Source organism: Nitrosomonas communis (genome assembly GCF_001007935.1).
Taxonomy (GTDB): Bacteria; Pseudomonadota; Gammaproteobacteria; order Burkholderiales; family Nitrosomonadaceae; genus Nitrosomonas; species Nitrosomonas communis.
The window spans coordinates 30,531-50,993 of the sequence record NZ_CP011451.1; the positions used below are offsets into that span (position 1 = coordinate 30,531).

Sequence of the window (20,463 nt, forward strand, 5' to 3'; positions counted from 1 at the left end):
AATCTCATGCAAAAACTTTAAGTCTTCAGCTATTTTTAGTTTTCTAAAATACTGATATTTTAATAAATTTTGCTAAAGTCGCATAAACCTCAAAATTTTAGCAGGGCAAACAATTTTGCGCCAACACATGTTGGCACGTCACTCAAACAATGAATCGATCCCAAGTACCGTAGCGGTTGTGTACGGAACCACGTGGCAAACTGAATATGATTAAAAGTAATCCGCAAAATATGCTGGAAATGAGTGACTCAATACTTGTGTCATAAAAGAAGGGAGTAACTAACAAAGCCAAACCAAGTGGTATGAGAAAAAATCGACTAGCACGACCCGATTCAGCCAGAGCAGTAATAGCGACGGTCAACACAAGCGAGCCAATTAAATGATCTGCATTAGCCATACTTGTTCCAGCATCCAGCGTAATACGTGTAAACATCAGCCAGATTCCAATGGGTAAGCACATTACTAAATTCCAGGGCAAAGTCACGCCGCCCCCTAATATTTCCTTGAAAATTTTTGAGGGTCTTTGTGCAAAATTATCTTCAATTACCTCCCGTCTTCCTTCATCCGTATCTCCCTGGAAAAAAACGTGTATCAGGGAACGCCCCTGTTTTTTTCTACGGGATAGAAATTGTCCCGTCGCGACCAATTCGTCAATAGAATAGGGAATTTGTATCAGCATTGCCACTGCAGCAATCAAGCATAACGTGCACCAGGTTCCAATCAAGATCGGTTGAATGATAATAAAGAAAATGGAAACAATGCCCAATGGCACGATCATAATCCCGAATAGTATCACCAGCCATGGCATAGTTCGCCAACGCCTTGCTGAGCCTATGATGCCGGTCAGAATTTCTAATGCATACGTCATTGCTCCCAAGCCAGCATCGGGTACGGGCCAAGCTTGCGAAATAGATGAGGTGATTATTTCTTCGGTTCCATTGCGCGGATCTTGCGGTGAACCTGCAAAAAATGGCTCCCATACACTATCGATATGGCCAAGCTGATAAGCACACAAGTAGCGGGAGATAAAGAAACCAATAAACGCCAGTATGATAATGGGCAAACGCTGAAACCAGCTAGAAGGAGAGTACGACCAACCTGGCGGTATTGTCGGTCCGGTTTGAGCAGCAACAGCTGCAACACCGGGTACTGGTCGAGTTAAAATTGCAAAACCCATAACCAGCATCCCGACAATTGTGTCGTTGAGATAGGCAGCTGCGGTTGGTGCCCAGAAGATCAGTGGTGCACCCAATAGCCAGAGGCCTACTGCGCCACAAAGCCAGCGAGCTAGACCAAAACGCCACGACAAGGACATGAACGATAAAATAAGCAGCACCACACCAGAAATAACATCGCTCCAAACCATAGCTTGCGATTCGTATGCCAGGATGAAAGGAGCTGTCATGAGCCAGAAAGCCAGCCCTAGATTGAGGAAATGCGCCCAAAGATTTTCGTTATGTTGCCGAAAGTATTCTGTTTCATGTTTGTGTCTGATCTGGTCCGCGTTGAGATCTTTCTCTTGTGCCGTTCGTACCCAGTCTGGTAATAAAACACCGTTTCTTTTGTACCAGGCAGCAGGATCTTTCTTCAGGCTAGCAATGAGATTTTTTAATCCCTCATAAATCCTATGCTTCGGTTTCCAATGCAGTAATTTTTGTGCCCGACTGATATCGATATCGTAATGATCAGAAGCCAGGTCGATCATAAATGGTTTGATAAAAGGTTTTTTGCCCTGATCAATGGTATCAGGAACGATCGGCTCAGCCTGTTCCTCCAGCCATGCACCGGACTTGGCAATAAATTCCGGAATATCTACCGTTTGCCATTCCTTCTTGCCAAAAATCAGATAACCAATCCGATTTTGCAATTCCTGATAACTCATCACCTCATCCTCGCCAGCCAGCATGATGTTGGTGTGCGGTAATTTCTTGCGGCGGTCTACTACACGTTTGAATAGATCTACCATGTCTTCTTTATGGAGAAGAGCCTGGCCGGCCATCAGATCGCCCGAGTAAAGATGGCTTCTAAAGTCGCGTTCATAAATTCTGGCTATTTGGTGAGACAATGTCGGTACCGCCCTATCGTTATCATATACACCAGCTAACCGTAAAATGGTGTAAGGAATCTTGTTATGTTGCTGCTTGATGACTTTTTCTGCTTCGACCTTGGATTGTGGATAAGCCCACCGAGGCTTAAGCGGCATACCTTCATTGATTTTTTGGCCTGGTACAGTTGGTTCGTGAACCAACATTGTGCTAGAAAAAATAAATCGGTCAACTTCAAAGTCTTGCAATATGTTAAGTAAACGCTGGGTACCTTCAATGGTGACACTCTGATAAAGTGGATTAGGCTGCCCGGTAAAATCAAAATAGGCGATCAAATGGATAGCGGCAGCAATTTTTTGTCCATACTGGGAACGTATTTCATTAAATGCTGATTTGACGGAATTTTCAGAGGTTAGATTACAATCAATACTGATATCTGCTTTATCACACGGATTGATATCAAGCCCAACTACGAAGTAATCTTTTCTCAAGGCGTCACAGAGTGAACCTCCAATATTCCCGGAAGCCCCAGTTATAATGACAAGTGGTTTTTTTAGATTGGTCATATTTTTCTGATGATCCATCTTAAATGAACGTGCTCCAGAATTATTTTGTACACTATCAGCAAACAGAGCATCTTTATGGCAAAAAGAAAGCACTAAAACATATAAAGCTGTTTCTCAGCTTTATAGATCTTTTCTGCATTGCTTTATGACGACATAAGACTTTGGGTATAGATAAATTATTAGAATATAGACTCTTGAATCAGTTTCACCTTTTTACGAATAATTTCATTTCCCAATCAAAACTGACTTTAGTCGGTTTCAACTTGGCTTATGATTTATTCTCTCTGCGGCTCGCCTTTGCGTCAGTTCTGATTTGGAAATAGAAGTAGTGAATTATGTAATGTGACAGCAGCCTTCAGCTTTGCCGCCACAGATTCAACAGTTGTGGTCTCTATTACCATATGTGCTTCAGCATGAGTCAGCGCTTCCTGAGTTTTCAATTGAAGCTCCAGAACAGAAATATCTGCCTCGGAAGCATCCTTACCTGTTACGTTACGGGTTTGAATACGCTGCCTGAGCAATGTTTCCGGCACCGGAAAATCCAGGATATAAAATCCTACTCCGCAACGCATCGCAATTTGCTGAAATAACTCACGTTGCCAACGCGCAATGAAGGTAGCATCTATTAATACATGCCAGCCCGCCTCAAGCAGTATTTCGGCAAGCTCTGCCAAAAAATCATAAGTGCGCCGGGAGAATTCCCGGCTATAAATACCGCTTTCAACAGATGAACCGCTTTTAGCCAGCGCCTCCAGTCCAGCCAAACGTTTACGTTCGATATCGGAACGCAGGCTGATCATTTCAAACCTCATAATGAGACTCTGGCTAAACACGGTCTTCCCCGAACCGGATAAGCCATGTGTAATCATCAGAACAGGTTTTACCACCCGGGTAAGCCTTTCAGCTAATTGGAGATGATCCAATCCCTGCTGTCTTTCGTATTCCGCCATTTCCACAGACAATCCTGACTGAGCTGCACGGATAAAGGCTACTTTAGCGCGCACCATCGTACGATAAACCGCGTAGTAGCGCAAAAGCTTCATGCCGGCATAATCGCCTGTACGTTCCAGATAGCGATTGAGAAAACGGGAAGCCAGATCATGATGATTCCGAAACAGTAAATCCATATAGCAAAAGGCGACTTCTGACATCACATCAATCCAGCGCAAAGCTGGATTAAACTCGATGCAATCAAAAATTAATAACTTGCCTGCTTCCCAGGCCATATTGCCAAGATGCAGATCACCATGGCATTCTCGCACATAGCCTTGTACACGCCGCAGCTCAAAATCAGACAAGAGTTTGTTATGCTCAGCAACACTCCATTGATGAATCGCCTCTAGCCATTGAAGCCCTTCTGGCTTCTCTCCAGCTTGTTTACTAATGTGTTCGAAGTTATGGGCAACCGAATCCCAAATCATTTCTGCCGTACCCCATGGCGAATCCATCAGGGCAGATGGGATATGTAAATGAAAATCTGCCACGGTACTGGCAATGGTATCGACATGCTGCACCGATAATTGCGCCAGATGGTCGAGTCGATCCAGAGTTGTATCCGGATCAAACTGATCCATTTTAATAGCATAATCCAGCACAGGACCTGGGCCATTGAGGCAAGGTGCTGCTATTTCCCCATTAAAAGTAATGACTTCAAGATAAATATCCGGCGCCAACCGGCGATTGAGTCGCAACTCTTCTTCACAATAGAAGCGACGCTTGTCCAGCGTGCTGAAGTCAAGAAAGCCGAGATTCAGTGGTTTCTTTAGCTTGTAAACAAAATCGCCGGTTAGTAATACATGGGAAATATGCGTCTCCACATGCTGAATGCGCCCGACGGGGTGAGGATAACACCCCGGATCAAGCAGCGCTTCAATCAACTGCTTTTGTGCAGCTTCTTCTTTCATGGTCTGTTGCTATTTATATCTTCTTTAGAGGCTTGGATGCCCTTCATGCGCATACATTTGTTCGTGCCTCTCCTGGCAGCTCACACACCGCATGGCTATCGGATAAGCCAGCAAACGTTGTAAGCCGATTTCCTTACCACAATCAATACATTGATTTGCACTGCCTTCTTTGATCTGCACCAGTTTTCTTTCGATCTCGCGTAATTCGTTGATCTGTCGATCTACACGCACAATGTTCAGATCAGCCAGTAGATCAGCGAGCGAGAAGTCACAGTTATCACCAGGATCATTCCCCATCATAGCAGCAAAGGATTGGTTTTCGCGCTCGTCCAATTCATCACGAACTTCTTCGAGTAAATCCTGCTGGCGTTCACGTAATTTATTTTCAATCGATTCGATTTCTTTTCTGGTCAATTGTGTCATGGTTCACCTTCCTGCTTCCTTGGCTAAAAAATAATAATCTACTGGTAACAAAGCGTGCCTACAGAAAAATCACTTATTGTTCTTTTGGAGTCAAGCTTTAGTTTAGCGTTCTTATTCTTTTCCATTTGCTTCCCTACCTGGTTCCAGCTCTGATCCATGTATATGTGATCTCTTGCACGCTGCTTACTCAAGTCAAAGCAGCATGAGTTCCTGCACCTTATCTTTTCATATATCGTCATGGTCGGCTATAAGCTCTTTGTTGACTCAGATATTGAAATAGGACGCATAAAATCCAGTATGATGCAAGCAGTTAAATAGTAGCCCTAAAAAACGCCCTTAAGTAGGCTGTCATAAAATATTTGACTAGATCAAGCATTTTGCTGGACTCATCCATACGTGTTCACACGTATTTAATCATTCTCCATTTCCCTGTAGATTACGGTGACCAGGCCGAAGAAGGAATATTCAGTGAACTTATTCAGTCCTTTATTTAATTTGGATGAGTGAATTTTTAGAGGTAATCAATAACCATTAAGAATGTTGGTTAAGATTTGAATGGTTTCCCAACCTCTCATTTCTAACTTGTATTCCAAATATGTCATTAATAAGGGCTAAGATATACATGGGGACGTCTTTCCCTAAGCTGGTTTGTAATTCAAATATGGCATCTGTTGTTGTGCTTATGTTTTTATAGTTTGTGTAATACTTTAAATTAACAAGGAAAACATCATGATCACCATCGACAATAACAAGTGTTTTAAATCCAACTTAGTAGCTGAGTTAATTAACCTCAAACAAGAAAACCCTCAGCCCGATGTTACGACATACGCGTTTTCATCGGATGACCAATTATTATCAATTGTAGTCATTAGTACCGATCAAAAAGAAAATCAACGTGACACCACAATTATTCCCCTTCACTTCTATAACGTGAAACGTTCTTTGAACGATCAATGGGACGAACAATAATCTGAGTAACGATACACAGGCTGTGCTCACCTTCCTGCTCACAACCGCAACAATCATTAATAAGCCACTATAAATTCAGATTCCATCAGAAGTACATTGCATGACAAGACAAATTCCTAAAGAATCATCGCAATAGTTTTTTACAATTTCGACTTTTTGCACGAATGAGCAAGATTGGCACAGCCTGAGGATTGCCCTCTTTTATTGCGTCTTCCTTTCTCAAATTCTCAATAATATTGACAACCTTGCTTATCCCATCTAAAGTAACGCAACGTTGCTAAGTACCAAAGAACGCAAGTCCTCAGAAAAGCATAAACATAATTCAATGCTAAAACTACAGGTAATCGCCTTGGATGATCTGCGCATATCCATGAGCATTTGTTCTGCTGGCTAAGATGCAAGCAGTTAAGATACTCACCATACTGGTGAGTGCAATTTCAATAAAATGTTAATCTTAATGGAGGGAAGTTAATGATAAAAACAACCAAAGCATTATGTGCGAGTTTTGTACTTGGGTTGCTGTTGACAGGCACTACTCAAGCAGAAGATAAAAAAGCAGAACACCACCAACACAAAGAAGAACAACACTTCAAGGTCATTGTTAATGCTTATGACACCAATATTCCTGAGCTCAATGTCGAGGGCGTAACCGTTAAGAACATTCGTGCTTTTAATGTTCTCAATGAACCTGAAACGCTAGCTGTTCATAAAGGAACCAAAGTAAAAATTACCATAGAAAACAAATCTCCTATCAGTGAAGGATTTTCCATTGACGCTTATGACATCAAGGAAGTGGTCAAAGCAGGAGAAAGCAAAACAATCTCTTTCGTAGCAGATAAAGCCGGCGCCTTCCCCATTTGGTGCCAGCTCCATCCAAAAAACATCCATTTGCCAGGCACTTTCAACGTCCTGGAATAATGAGTTAGGTTGGAACCTGCAAAATTATTAGCAGACTCTAACCAACCTTTACCGTGATTATATGGCCGGATTTAATCTGGCCATACTTTTGTTACTAAGTCCCCCTTTTTTCTCTCGCTATATTTTCAGGCATCTGCTTACATAGGGGTCAATTCCTGATGGTGCATTTTGTTGTTTATCGCTCAGCCTACTTATTCCAATTCCAAATAAAAAAATAAATAATTTTTCCCATAAAACTATTTATTTACAGTTTATTATGTAATTTTATAATTACTTTTTCTATTAAAAATTACAATTACTATCACCCAGTTGAGTTTTTGCATAACATTTATCTACGTGATGGCAAAGACAATCTTCCTCTCATCTACTTACCAAGTTATATGGTATCCTGTCTGAAAATTTAATCTTCAAGGTTGCCGATATAGAACTTAATTGATGTATTTGGATAAAACATAAAGAGAAGATGCGCTCTAAGCCGACTCTATAGCGCGGCAACTAAATTACATAAGAAGATTTTTGCGATGCGCCTCTTAACGAGGGATAAGATGTATGCATTTACATTCTTGCGGCTCTATTATCTACTCCCCAATATTAATCTTGTCATAAAATTTAACTAATTTGATTTTTTCCTTCGATATTTCTTAATTAATAGGCAGTTAAGAAAATGGACTCTGGTACAATCATTGGCATCCAATTTAAAGTATGTGGATAAAGAATATTGTCATACTACTCATACTGACACTTTTTCTTCTATTAGAAAGTAGTCTTGCTTTAGCAGAACCACCAAAGCCACCGCTTATCGTATTATCGCAAGACCGCACAAAGATATCCATTACTTGGTCTCCAGTTTTAAATGCCAGCAGTTATCAGTTATTTTATGCACCTTTTCCTTTTACCGGACCAGAAAGCATCAAAAATGCTGACATGGGCAACGCCACATCTGGTTCAATTGAGTTATGGGATGGGGCTGCCTTTATTGTTGCGGTAAAAGCACTTAATGATGCGGGTAGTAGCGATTACTCCAACATTGAACTATTTATGCTTTCTAAAGCGCCGTTACTTGATCCTGAAGCATCACCGGTTACCGGTAATTGGTACAAACCGCCTGTAGCTATAACTTGGCAATGGCAGTTGAAAAGAGCAATAGAAAATGGTGGGATCAATGAAATCAAGGAAATCAATGAAATCAATGAAATCAATACAAGTTATCCAGTTCAGCTTTATGATATTGATTTATTTAATTCTTCTCCATCCTTGATTAACACACTCAAAGCTTCTGGCAAGAAGGTCATCTGTTATTTCTCAGCAGGCACTTATGAAAATTATAGAGAGGACAAGGATAAATTCAAGCCTGAGGAATTAGGTAATACTTTGATTGACTGGCCAGAGGAACGATGGCTTGATATTCGTTCACAAAATGTAGCGGAGATCATGATCTCACGGCTAAATTTGGCTCTGCTGAAAGGCTGTGATGGCGTGGAACCGGACAATGTGAATGTCTACGCAAATAATTCCGGCTTTGATTTAAGTGCCAGGGATCAGCTGGCATTTAATAAGTTTATTGCCAATGAAGCCCATAAAAGGGGATTGTCGGTTGCGCTTAAAAATAATTTGGAACAAATTCCTGAATTAATCGATTTTTTCGACTTTAGTATTAATGAGCGATGTCATGAGTTAAATGAGTGTGATTCGCTGACCCACTTTATTATTAACGGCAAGCCTGTATTAAATGCAGAATATCTGCAAAGTTACATTGACAGCCCAGCTGCGCGCCAAGCGCTTTGTGATACTTCTAAGGGAGCACAATTCAGCACCTTGATTCTGTCAAGAGATTTAGATGATAGTCAGCGATTTAGCTGCTTTTGAAAATACACACTCAGTCCTGCCTTACACCTGATACAACGCGCTACCGGATTAGATCTGCTGAAATTATATAAACCATGCAAAAAGTAAGAGGTACTCTAAGCTGTGATAATAGATGCAATTTAGGGCTATGTCTTAAGCTTGATATGGTTTCCCTTGGAAAAGAACTTATATGAATATTGCTTCAATTCTTCAATGACCTCATCTCTTCGTCGACTATTAATAAAGTCGACATAGCAAATAAATATTGAAATACGATTAATCATACTATTTTGGCAAAATAAGCCATATTTAATGCGAGATTCTATTTCTTGAGAAGATAGAGTAATCAAACAAAATATGATATTCGCGGAGTTTCATAAGTGGGATGTCCGGTTGGTGTATGAACACCGAGGGGAGCATGAGTTGCCATGACAAGTACTGGAATCGATAAGATTTATGAAAGATTGTACTGCTGAGGCGTTGCGCGAACAAGTGTAACAATTAGAGACTGATCAGAACATCAGAATAAGCCTGCCAGCCTCGGATCGTGAGCCACACATACAAGTTGGAGCAGGAGAATAGTATAAGGCTAAAGCAGTCAATGAGATATTGAGCGAGACACAGCATATTTTACTCAGGCAAAGCTCGACCGCCGACCGAAGCTATGGTGATATTTATCAATCAGCACAAGAAGCAGTACAAAGTCGACCCGATCTGCAGGCAAATTCAGATTACCCTGTCGAGTTGCTATAAGCATGAAACAGAGAACGAGATTCTAATCAGCTATCCGATCACACTAAAGCGTTTAAATGAGCTACACAAAGTATAAAGAAAATCAAATTTAAAGTTAAGACGCCAACCAAGTATAGGGATGATAAATAAGCAGAGGTATTCAAGATGCCCATTGTACAGTCAAGCGACTGATGGAGAAGTATGGAATACAAGCCATCAAGCGAGAAAAAAATGCTAGACGATAATGGCAGACGGCTTGCTTGAGCCCAACAAACAAGATTAGTCAACAATTTGTAGCGAATCGCCCCAACCAATTAAAAATGGCAAGCATCACTTTTTTGGCAAGTTGGACAGGATTTTTTTAGGTAGCTTTTCTCCTAGAAGTTTTTTCGCATTTATGGATCGGCTGGATAGTCGATACCCATGACATATAGGCTCACTATTCAAGGCATTACAGCAGAGTATGGTGGGGTCAGCGGGAAACCAGTGGGTTAATCTATTATAGCAATCATAGCACTGAATAATTGTCGATTCGCTATACCGAACTTTTAGCAGAAGCCAATACTGATTCTTCAGTTAGCAGCGTTAGCGATAATTATGCCAATGCGCTGCCTGAAACGACAAAAGGATGATACAAATTATAAGCCACCCAGCATGAGGCATGTAGCACAATATTCATAAAATGAAATTTACTGCTATGGAATGGGTTGGCTGGTTCAATAACCGCTGATTATTGAAGTTAATCAGAAGTACACAGTCGGCTGAATTTAAAATAGCATCATATTAATGTCAATTGAAGAAGTCAGTTAATTCAGCCTGACTCAAACTAAAAAATTCTCTGAAAAAACGGAACCTTTGATTATTCCTCTCAGCCTTCTCAGTCCTCTTAACTATCATCTTTCTTTTTTATTATGGTTAACAATGAAACAAAACCATCACCTATTTTTTAGTCAAACAGATTAGCCGTCTAAAGCAGGCAATCAAGACACAACCATAAGGTAATAACTAATTTGTCATAAATGTATGCTTTTGCATTATTGATATGCTGTTGTCCTCGTCATAACATAATCACAAATAAAGCTGGATTATTAATTTACTAGCCCGGTGCATGTCTTTGTTTTAGGGCTGGTTTCAGTCCGCTTTATTTTAATTGATCTATTTGGTACACAAGGTTTAAAGAGACCGACTATTCATTAGGATTGCCTCTATTTCCAAGGCTTTACTATAAATTTAGCTGGGCTGTCAAAACATTGTTTTGCTGGGTAGGCATTTTTGAGAAACAAGATGTAATTTTACTTGTTATGGACTCTTTGGTCTTATGAATTCCACTCATTAAAGGGAGATAATCATGAGTGCTAGCAATGAACAACAAAAAGAATATGATGCACAAGGATATGATCAAGAAGGATATGATCGGCCAGGGTATGATCAAAAAGGATATGATCGTGAAGGGTATGACCAGCCAGGGTATGATCAAGAAGGATATGATCGTGAAGGGTATGACCAGCCAGGATATGATCAAGAAGGATATGATCGTGAAGGGTATGACCGGCCAGGATATGATCAAGAAGGATATGATCGTGAAGGGTATGACCAGCCAGGGTATGATCAAGAGGGATATGACCGGCAAAGAAAAGATCAGCAAGGAAATGATGGACATAAACATGCTGGTCATGAAGCCGGTGGAATGAGTGGTGGGCCTGGCAGTAAAGACCAAGGCAGCAACGACGAAGGTAATAAAGATCAGGGCAGTAATGACCTTGGTAGTAAAGATAACCAAGATAACCTAGGCGGTCAATACAAATACTACCATCAGAGGAATGTCGACACACGTCCAGATCAACCTTGCCATGGTGACCAGGGAGCAGATAATTTTATTTTTCAGGGTATGGGGAACTGGAAAATTGACAACTTTGCTTGCCAGGAAGGCGATAGGCTGGATCTCAGTGGATATGGTTTGGCTCGTGATGAGATCGCTAGTTATGTCACAAATGTCACCATTCAGGCTGATACCTTGATCGTCAACTTTGGTGACAATGTATCGATTACGGTAGTAGGACAAACGCCCACCTGGGATCACGTAATTTGCGCTCAGCCACTTTGATGATATATCAATAGAAAGAGAAGCTTTATTTCCTCTCTTGCTAATACTGTAAAATTTGGAGCCGAAGTAAATAGAGCTTACTCAGAAAGTACAAACACTTGTTTTTACGTAAGAATATCGTAAAAATCAAATATTAAGTGCAAGTTTTCCAGATAAGTTATTTAGAATAACTTGCACTTGATTTGAGCTCAAGCTTACCTAAGTTCGATCAATTTTTATTAAACCGTATACTATTATGAATAATATTGTTTACAAAACAATATTATGGATAATCAATTTTGAACGAAATTACAACAAATACTTTTTGAGTAGACTCTAAACAAGGATAAGGTTGCTTTGGTCTCAGTATTCTTCGCCAGATATAGCATAGCTAAATAATACGTTGATTAATAAGAAAAATAATTTATTGTCTTTCCTTGGCCCTGCCTGTTCTTCTTATCCTGGAAGATTCTACTACTTCCAAAAAGCATTTTCTAACTCATAGGGTGAATGCGACATAGTAAAATATCACAGCAGCCTTCTAAACAAATCTAATTTAAATTAAATAATGATCAATACAGACTAAATGCTAAATTTTTCGGTCTCATAACGCGAAGGTTGTAGGTTCAAATCCTACCCTTGCAACCACCAACTATTACACACTATTGCTGTAACAGCTTCAACGATAGCATCCATCAGGAGCTAACTCCTCCCATGACTAAATGCTTCCTGCAAAATCATCTCAAAGCAATTCAGATGCCTTTTTACCTTTTTTAATATCGAGCACACGTGAATTACGTAAAATCTGGCTTTCCTGTTACTAAAAATTGGCTGATATGCTCTAGGCCAGAGTAACTTTAAATTTACCTTACTCCAGCCTAAATTTCCAGCATTAACAAAGAGAGGAAAAGTCTTCCCTCTCTAACACGCTATTAACCTTCAGCAGTAATAACGTTATCCCAGGTGGGCGGTTGGCCTACCAGTGTAATCGATATATTCTCGCCAAAGTTGACGATGAAGGTATCAGCCTCAATAGTGATATTGGTAATATGACTAGCGATCTCTCCACGAGTTAAACCATACCCAGTGAAATCGAGCATATCGCCTTCCCGTCCATTAAAATTGTCAATTTTCCAGTGTCCCTTGTCATGGAAGACAAAATTGTCTGCACCATCTTCCCCACGGCAACCCTCACCTGGGCGTGCGTCGACATGTTTATGTTTACCACCATGATCTTTGCCACTATGGTCTTTACCACCGTGGTCATTTCCATCTTGGCCTTTACCATCGCGGTCTCTACCACCGTGGTCTTTTCCATCTTGGCCTTTATCATCGCGGTCTTTACCACCGTGGTCATTTCCATCTTGGCCTTTACCATCGCGGTCTCTACCACCGTGGTCTTTTCCATCTTGGCCTTTATCATCGCGGTCTCTACCACCGTGGTCTTTTCCATCTTGGCCTTTATCATCGCGGCCTTTACCACCGTGGTCATTTCCGTCTTGGCCTTTATCATCGCGGCCTTTACCACCGTGGTCATTTCCATCTTGGCCTTTACCATCGCGGTCTCTACCACCGTGGTCATTTCCGTCTTGGCCTTTACCATCGCGGTCTTTACCACCGCGGTCATTTCCGTCTTGGCCTTTACCATCGCGGTCTTTACCACCGCGGTCATTTCCGTCTTGGCCTTTACCATCGCGGCCTTTACCACCGTGGTCATTTCCGTCTTGGCCTTTATCATCGCGGCCTTTACCACCGTGGTCATTTCCGTCTTGGCCTTTATCATCGCGGCCTTTAGCGCCTTGGCCTTTATCACCGTGGTCTTTACCGTCAGGCCTACCACTCATTCCATCTGCATCATGACCAGCATGTTTATGACCGTCATGTTTATGGTCATCATGTTTATGGCCGTCATGTTTATGGCCGTCATGTTTATGGCCATCATTTTCATCTCGATCGGATCCTTTCCAATCAAATCCTTTCCAATCGAACCCTTTCCAATCGAACCCTTTCCAATCGAATCCTTTGTGCTGGTCATTGTTAGTACTCATGGTTATTCTCCTTTAATGAGTAGGATCTATAAAATTAGAGTGTCCATAAAAAGTAAAATTACATCCTGCTTCTCAACAATGTCCATCCAGCAAAACAGCGTTTTAATAACCCAACTGAATTTATAGTGAAGCCTTGGAAATAGAGGCAATCCTAATGAATAGCTGGTCTCTTTAAACCTTGCTTGCCGAATAGATCAGTTAAAATAAAGCGGACTGAAATTTGCCAAAAGGCAAAGGCAAACACTTGTCTAATTAGTGCTCACCCTAAAATTCTCAAACCAAACAAAAAGAAAAGATTACGCTTACGTTCAAAAGTATAAGATGCTAGGAATGTGACAAAATGAAGATTTCTAAGAATGTGAGAAATGTACTGATATTTAATTAATTAACGCCACTCTGCCTCAAACTATTAGAAATTCTCGTCTCTTAAACTGGATATAACTTATTATTTCTTACAGGAATAAGGATTTTCGGGTAGACACTAATTAATAATCCAACTTTATTTGTAATCATACTAGAAAATATAAAATATCATGTCAATAATGCAATTGCATACATTTATACCGTAATAATCATCAGTTTATAAATGCATCCCAACAGCCCAGGAGGAGCAAATAACCTGATTGACTAAGAGATAGGAGGTAGTTTTAGTTCATCGCTAACCATAATAAAAAAACAATGTGATGGTAGAGAAGGATAATCAAATCCGTAGTGTAGAAAAAATGTATGAGATGCTCATACCCTGCAATGCACAAAAGGTCTTCGGCAAATGAAAAGTTACATATAGCGCTGGAAGATCTACATGATGAAAACTGCATGAGCCTTGTTTCGCTGATGGAAAGGGATCAATCTATTTTCGTCATCTGACGAAATCAGAAACTTTGTGGATTATTGTCACCATTTTTGTGCCCGAAGCTTTTGTGTGACACCTATGCTTCTAGTTGTTTAGCCCCACAATGTGCTGAAGTCATATATGGTTAATCATCGAGTAATAAAACTGTATGCAATTGTATTATTGTCCTCCTATTTTTTATCTCTTAGTATTAATTACGTAATAAAGTTAGGCAAGTTTGATTTATTGCTCCTGATTTACCTTTAGTGACATTTATGAGATTGAATCCCAATTCAATCATTTTATTGTTTATTTACTTTTGCATTTAATTAAACTATGCGCACAAATAATAATGTCATGCAAATCGTATTGATGCTTTTTCTTCTATTAATTAATAGCAGCCTTGCTTTAGCGGATGAACTAAAGCCACCTGCTATTTTAGTGACGCAAGATGGCACCAAGGTATCCGTTACATGGTCTTCAGTTCCAAATGCCAGTGGTTATCAGTTATTTTATGCGCCTTTTCCTTTTACCGGACCCGAAAGTATTAAAAGTGTTGACATGGGTAACACCACATCCGGTTCAATCGAATTATGGGATGGCGCGGCTTTCATTGTTGCGGTAAAAGCACATAATGATACAAATAGCAGCGATTTCTCCAATATTGAATTATTTATTCTTTCTAAAGCACCCTTACTTGATCCTGATGCACCACCTGTTACCGGTGATTGGTACAAACCTCCTGTTGCAATCACCTGGCAATGGCAGCTGAAAGGTGAAGTCAATACAAATCACCCGGCTAAACTTTATGATATTGATCTATTTAATTCTTCCCCATCCTTGATTAATACACTCAAAGCTTCTGGCAAGAAGGTCATCTGTTATTTCTCGGCAGGTAGTTTTGAAGATTCTAGAGAAGATAAGGATAAATTCAAAGCTGCTGAATTGGGCAATACTTTAGTCGATAAGCCGGATGAGCGGTGGCTTGATATTCGTTCCCACAATGTAGCGGAGATCATGATCTCACGCCTTAACTTGGCTCTGCTAAAAGGATGTGATGGCGTGGAACCAGATAATATGGATGCGTATGCCAATAATTCCGGCTTTGATATAAGCGCCAGGGATCAGCTGGCATTTAATAAGTTTATTGCCAATGAAGCCCATAAAAGAGGATTGTCGGTTGGGCTTAAAAATGATATAGAACAAACTCCTGATTTAATCAATTATTTTGACTTCAGTGTTAATGAACAATGTCATGAGTTCCATGAATGTAATATGCTAACCGGCTTTATTGCAAACGGCAAACCTGTATTAAATGCAGAATATCAACAAAGCTATTTAGATAATCCAGTTGAGCGTCAGGCGCTTTGTGATTCTTCTAATGGTGCACAATTCAGCACCTTGATTCTGCCAAAAGAGTTAGATGATAGTCAACGATTTAGTTGTTTTTGAAGATGAATACTGAATAAATTCTCACAAGTTTGGAGAAGTGGCTACATACATAAGGAAAAAACCAGTTACGCTCTAAGCTTGTGAGATTAATTTGCAATTATCAAACCATGTATCCAACTCATGGTAGTTATTGAAGTGTGGAGTCTTTATCCAGTCCCAGCACTACTTCATGAACAATTCGATAAAATGGCACAAGTTCTTCCCTTGCAGAGATAGCGGGAATTTTCCCTGCTCTATTTTCACCCTATTTCTCAGGCATAGCCGATATTTCGCAATTATGAATAAGTACCTTAAAGGTCTCAGAAACTAAACATTCCAATTTAATAAAGCAATCGAAATCAAGTTGATTTTTTCTAATTTTTACCCTGCTGTTGCACCTGTACATACGACTTACCGATCGCGGTAAGTTCTGCGAGTCGTGCTGCTACCTGGTGATTAATACTGCCTTGAGGATAGGTTCCGTTAGCATCAGCTTCGCCTGCTGATACGCCAGTCAGCAGTGTAATGGCTTGATCGACATTTTCTACAGCATAGATATGAAATTTACCCGCGGTTGCGGCCTCGATCACATTCTGACGCAACATCAAGTGCTGAACATTGGTAGCGGGAATTAATACACCCTGTTTGCCAGTTAAGCCGCGTGCAGCACAGATATCAAAAAATCCTTCAATTTTTTCGTTGACGGCGCCAATTGCTTGTGCTTGACCGAGCTGATTAACTGAACCGGTTATCGCCAATGATTGATCGATCGGAATATTCGCCAGATTGGAAAGCAATGCGCACAATTCGGCTAATGAAGCGCTATCCCCTTCCACCATGCCATAAGATTGTTCAAACGCGAGGCTGGCGGACAGCGCCAGGGGTTGATTTTTTGCATAACGTGCAGCAAGAAAGGAAGAAAGAATCAATACGCCTTTAGAGTGAATCGCCCCTGAGAGCTTAACTTCACGCTCGATATTGATCAAATCCCCTTTGCCAAATCGGGTCGTGGCGGTGATTCTGGTCGGCTGTGCAAAAGCAAACCCGCCCAACTCGATCACCGAAAGACCATTAACCTGTCCTGTCACAGCACCTTGTGTATCGATCATCAAAGTATCACGCAGAATTGCCTCGTATAGTCGGTCTCTCACCCTATCCTGACGGTGAACCTGGGAATCGATGGCCTGCTGGACATCGCTTGCCTGCACCACCTCATGACCTGCTTCACGCGCCCAATAATCTGCCTCATGCAATAAGTCAACAATGCTGCGCATATGCATGGAAAGTTTTTCCGAATCGCCCACCAGGCGAGCACTATGTTCGATCACTCTGGCAACTGCATAGCGATCGTAAGGCAATAACTTCTCTTTGCGCGTCAGCGTAGAAATCAATTGTGCGTAAAGCATATGGGATTCTGCATTCCGTTCGATCGTCTCTTCGAAATCTGCTGCTACCTTGAATAACTCCCTGAATTCAGGATCGTATCGCTGCAACAAGTAATAGAATAAGCGATCGCCGAATAAAACGACTTTCACGTCCAATGGAACCGGCTCTGGCTCGAGCGATACGGTGCTGACGAGGCTGTATAACTGCCCCAGCGATTCAATATGAATTTTGCGCGACTGTAACGCCCGTTTTAACCCTTCCCAGGCAAATGGTTGCATCAGCACTTTGCGCACATCCAGCAACAAGTAACCTCCATTGGCACGATGCAATGCTCCCGGTTTAATCAGCGTAAAATTGGTCACCAGCGCACCAAACTGAGAGACATGCTCCACTCGCCCAAGCAAATTGCTATAAGTCGGATTATCCTCACTGATGATCGGCGCACCAGGTTTTTTATGATTGGAGGCGAGCACATTGACCTGGTAATTATTAAATGTCTGGTGAGTGATAACCGTCATGCCGGAAATGTTGACGGATTCTTCGGGTTTGCGGAAATCATCCACATGCATTACCATATCCTGCTGCACCTCATCCAGAAAGTCGAGCACGTCAGGTAAATCTGTATAGATCGCGCGCAATTCGTTCATCATGTGCTCGACGATAGAGAGCATGATATCGCGGTTTAGCTGCTTAATTCGCTCACTACGCTCGCGACGACGCTGGGGCAGATGACTTAGAATTTTTTCCAGATGCGCTTGCAATTCAATAATGGCGGCTTCTATCCGATCTTTTTCCTTTTGAGGCAGCTTGTCATATTCTTCTGGCGGAATCACTTCCCGATTACGGCTCGGCGCCAGTGCAAATCCTTCTGGTGTGCGTAGCAAAACAATCTCTTTCTTCTCAGCTTCTTCTCCTAATGCTCTTATCTCCCGTTCCTGCAGTTCATTAAACTCTTGCTGAATTGCGCTCACCCTGTTGCGATATTCTTCGCTCTCAAACTGCGCCGGGATGGCGCTGCGTAAATAATCCACCAATCGCTCCATGTGTTGCTGCAATTCCTCTCCTCTGCCGGAAGGAAGCTTAAGCACTCTGGGTTTGTGTGGTTGGGCAAAGTTATTCAGATAGCACCAATCTGGCGGTTCAGGCTCCTTGCTTGCTTTTGATTCAAGTAATTGCTGGACTAAGCTACGCTTGCCTATCCCGGATGGACCCAGCACAAAAAGATTGTATCCTTCGCGGCGAATGCCAGAGCCAAAGCGCACTGCATCCATTGCACGAGCCTGACCAATAATTTCCGTCAGATCGGTTACCTCTGCCGTAGTCTGAAATGTGAACTGATCGAGGTCACAGGATAAATATAACTGTTGTGGTTCCAGAGGAAGAATAGTTGCCATTGTTTTATAAAGGAATTATATTAAAAATAATGCCACCCCGATTAAACCAACCTGAATAAGGTATGACATAAAATTATAAACGAATAGCATATTATTTCACTACGCGAAGGCGAACCGCAGATAGTACAAATAATACGGCAAGGTGAAGCCGGCCTGAATCGCTGCACCACAAACAGGCACCGTCACGACCGCTTTTCTAACGGCTCATTCACCAGAACTTGTGTGTCACTGGTCGCTATATAACTTAGAAATGTCTTGCCGAAAGCGCTGATGCCTTCAGCGCTGGGAATGATAATGGGATGCCCCCTGCACACAAGACTACCGTTGCCGAATTATATTCTTCGTATCTAATTCAATTCAGTAATAAGAATAGTATAACCACATCATACTTCATCCAACCACATTGTGAAGTGCTTATAACACTCATGACACAAATGACACAATGCCTCTCAGCGACAATAATACCAACTAGTGACAATTAGAATTGTCAGATCGAAAGATAAAATCATGATTAACAAGTAAATGCGTGCCTTTTCTATCGGTTTCTTTAAGCGATGCTGTTATCAGCATACCGCATAAAATCTGTCATTTTATCTTTTCTTCGAGATACTCCTTCAGTGCAACGGCATTATTGAAAGCGGGCTCGCGCGAACTGTAGATCAAGGTGACCGTTCCATGCTGGGCAGCGGTAACAAGGGGTTGCCATATTTCTGGCCTGGAATCTAATTCAGCGAAGTATCGTTTACGAAAATCATCCCATTTCTTCGGATCGTGAGCAAACCAGAGGCGTAGATCATGGCTGGGCCCAATGTCCTTCAGCCATTCATCCATTTTCAGGTCAATCTTCTTAATACCGCGCGGCCACAGACGCTCTACCAGAAAACGAAGACCATCAGTAGTTTCTGCTGCATCATATACTCGCTTTAACTTGATCATTTCTCAATCCCCAAGAAGAATGATTGGCTATAAACTGCCACATCAGAAAGCAGGTCAATTAATTTTTTCAAAGCTGCATAGAGCACCTCTACATTACCACCTTGTGGTTCACAGCATACTCTAGCACATCATTTGTAGATCATCATCACGCACTAGGTTCTGTTGACATTTCGTAATAATCCACGAGAATCTGATTCATTTCCTGTGAGAAGGAATAGCAGAACAGAATTAACCGATGAATAATGGGAATTTTATACCGACTCTTGCTGGTTCAGGAGCAAGTTTATATCGGAAGCGTTGAGACATGTCGCCGTTTTTTGAATGCAGTGTTGTGGATTCTACGTAGTGGCGTACAATGGCGTTTGTTGCCACAGTCATTGGGCAAATGGAATTCAGTTTTTAAACGTTTTTTCACGCTGGTGCAAGCATGAAGTCTGGAAATTTCTGCACGTAGGTTGCAGCCAATATCCTGACCTACAACAAATTCTGATTGATAGTACGATTATCCGTGCACATGCTTGTGCTGCTGGCGCAACAAACAGTTCGGCGCAAGCAGAAGCCCTGGGGCGGCGCTCGAAAGGCGGCTTCACCACTAAAATTCATGCTGTACCGATGCGTGAGGCAGCCCGCTGGATTTTATCCTGACTGGCGGTCAAGCCAGCGATATCGGACAAGCTGAGAATCTGTTGGCTCTGACGGCAGAAGGCGCGGTCGCTCTGGTGGGTGATAGAGGTTATGATAGTGATGCTTTTATTCAAACGCTCACTGAAAAAGGCGTTGAAGCTGTTATTCCGTCTCGCAGCAATCGAATCAATGCAAGAGATTGCGATTGGTTCGTTTATAAAGAGCGTCATTTGATTGAGCGTTTCTTCAACAAAATTAAGCATTACAGAAGAATATCCTCACGCCATGAATAAATGACTGGAAATTATATGGGGTTTATACGATTTG

The 20,463-nt window shown here is 41.5% G+C and carries 17 protein-coding genes and 1 other annotated feature; of the genes, 9 read left to right on the top strand and 8 right to left on the bottom strand.

Annotated features, from left to right (window positions below; genetic code table 11):
* Positions 1–142: 142 nt before the first annotated feature.
* The 3 genes from AAW31_RS00165 to AAW31_RS00175 all read right to left on the bottom strand — a co-directional run bounded on the left by AAW31_RS00165 (position 143) and on the right by AAW31_RS00175 (position 4,938).
* Positions 143–2,611 carry a vitamin K epoxide reductase family protein gene (locus AAW31_RS00165; RefSeq protein WP_235264430.1) on the bottom strand — a complete coding sequence of 823 codons (2,469 nt, stop codon included), beginning with the start codon at positions 2,609–2,611 and terminating at the stop codon, positions 143–145.
* Positions 2,612–2,913: 302 nt separating this feature from the next.
* Positions 2,914–4,515: a bifunctional aminoglycoside phosphotransferase/ATP-binding protein gene (locus AAW31_RS00170; RefSeq protein ID WP_046848697.1), complete on the bottom strand. Its 1,602-nt coding sequence runs from the start codon at positions 4,513–4,515 to the stop codon at positions 2,914–2,916.
* 24 nt (positions 4,516–4,539) lie between these two features.
* A complete protein-coding gene (locus AAW31_RS00175) occupies positions 4,540–4,938 on the bottom strand; it encodes a TraR/DksA family transcriptional regulator (RefSeq protein ID WP_046848698.1) in 399 nt (132 codons plus the stop codon).
* A gap of 729 nt (positions 4,939–5,667) precedes the next feature.
* Between AAW31_RS00175 and AAW31_RS00180 the strand changes: the two genes are divergently transcribed.
* The 5 genes from AAW31_RS00180 (at position 5,668) to AAW31_RS22940 (ending at position 11,506) form a co-directional block, all read left to right on the top strand.
* Positions 5,668–5,907, top strand: a complete 240-nt coding sequence (locus AAW31_RS00180; protein WP_046848699.1) for a hypothetical protein — start codon at positions 5,668–5,670, stop codon at positions 5,905–5,907.
* Between the two features lie 471 nt (positions 5,908–6,378).
* Positions 6,379–6,825: a nitrosocyanin gene (locus tag AAW31_RS00185; protein ID WP_235264431.1), complete on the top strand. Its 447-nt coding sequence runs from the start codon at positions 6,379–6,381 to the stop codon at positions 6,823–6,825.
* A gap of 702 nt (positions 6,826–7,527) precedes the next feature.
* Positions 7,528–8,691: an endo alpha-1,4 polygalactosaminidase gene (locus AAW31_RS00190; RefSeq protein ID WP_200899672.1), complete on the top strand. Its 1,164-nt coding sequence runs from the start codon at positions 7,528–7,530 to the stop codon at positions 8,689–8,691.
* A gap of 588 nt (positions 8,692–9,279) precedes the next feature.
* A complete protein-coding gene (locus AAW31_RS21010; RefSeq protein WP_158441295.1) occupies positions 9,280–9,423 on the top strand; it encodes a hypothetical protein in 144 nt (47 codons plus the stop codon).
* Positions 9,293–9,409, top strand: a sequence feature (AL1L pseudoknot). It overlaps the preceding gene by 117 nt.
* Before the next feature lie 1,327 nt (positions 9,424–10,750).
* On the top strand, positions 10,751–11,506 hold the full coding sequence (locus tag AAW31_RS22940) for a hypothetical protein (RefSeq protein WP_144412790.1): 756 nt from the start codon (positions 10,751–10,753) through the stop codon (positions 11,504–11,506).
* Between the two features lie 911 nt (positions 11,507–12,417).
* Here the strand turns inward: AAW31_RS22940 and AAW31_RS21015 are convergent.
* From AAW31_RS21015 to AAW31_RS20275, 3 genes are read right to left on the bottom strand one after another with little or no spacing between them, the layout of a single operon-like run.
* Positions 12,418–12,585 (bottom strand): hypothetical protein, encoded by a 168-nt coding sequence (locus AAW31_RS21015; RefSeq protein ID WP_158441297.1) that lies wholly within the window; start codon positions 12,583–12,585, stop codon positions 12,418–12,420.
* The gene (locus tag AAW31_RS18505) at positions 12,558–13,325 is read right to left on the bottom strand and encodes a hypothetical protein (protein ID WP_144412791.1); all 768 of its coding nucleotides are present in this window, start codon (positions 13,323–13,325) and stop codon (positions 12,558–12,560) included. Before AAW31_RS18505 ends, AAW31_RS21015 begins: the two co-directional genes overlap by 28 nt.
* Entirely contained in the window at positions 13,326–13,520 is a 195-nt protein-coding gene (locus AAW31_RS20275) for a hypothetical protein (RefSeq protein WP_144412792.1), read from the bottom strand.
* 1,181 nt (positions 13,521–14,701) lie between these two features.
* Between AAW31_RS20275 and AAW31_RS00210 the strand changes: the two genes are divergently transcribed.
* Positions 14,702–15,817 (top strand): endo alpha-1,4 polygalactosaminidase, encoded by a 1,116-nt coding sequence (locus tag AAW31_RS00210; protein WP_200899673.1) that lies wholly within the window; start codon positions 14,702–14,704, stop codon positions 15,815–15,817.
* Positions 15,818–16,170: 353 nt separating this feature from the next.
* Here the strand turns inward: AAW31_RS00210 and AAW31_RS00215 are convergent, their stop codons facing one another.
* Positions 16,171–18,576, bottom strand: a complete 2,406-nt coding sequence (locus AAW31_RS00215; protein ID WP_046848702.1) for a Lon protease family protein — start codon at positions 18,574–18,576, stop codon at positions 16,171–16,173.
* Positions 18,577–19,161: 585 nt separating this feature from the next.
* The gene (locus tag AAW31_RS00220; protein WP_046848703.1) at positions 19,162–19,512 is read right to left on the bottom strand and encodes a DUF488 domain-containing protein; all 351 of its coding nucleotides are present in this window, start codon (positions 19,510–19,512) and stop codon (positions 19,162–19,164) included.
* A 242-nt stretch (positions 19,513–19,754) separates the two neighbouring features.
* Between AAW31_RS00220 and AAW31_RS23300 the strand changes: the two genes are divergently transcribed.
* From AAW31_RS23300 to AAW31_RS20285, 3 genes are read left to right on the top strand one after another with little or no spacing between them, the layout of a single operon-like run.
* Positions 19,755–19,943, top strand: a complete 189-nt coding sequence (locus AAW31_RS23300) for a transposase (protein WP_144412793.1) — start codon at positions 19,755–19,757, stop codon at positions 19,941–19,943.
* Positions 19,858–20,157 (top strand): hypothetical protein, encoded by a 300-nt coding sequence (locus AAW31_RS21555; protein ID WP_162488637.1) that lies wholly within the window; start codon positions 19,858–19,860, stop codon positions 20,155–20,157. Before AAW31_RS23300 ends, AAW31_RS21555 begins: the two co-directional genes overlap by 86 nt.
* 20 nt (positions 20,158–20,177) lie before the next feature.
* The gene (locus tag AAW31_RS20285; RefSeq protein WP_046848705.1) at positions 20,178–20,429 is read left to right on the top strand and encodes a transposase; all 252 of its coding nucleotides are present in this window, start codon (positions 20,178–20,180) and stop codon (positions 20,427–20,429) included.
* The last annotated feature ends 34 nt before the right edge of the window (positions 20,430–20,463 follow it).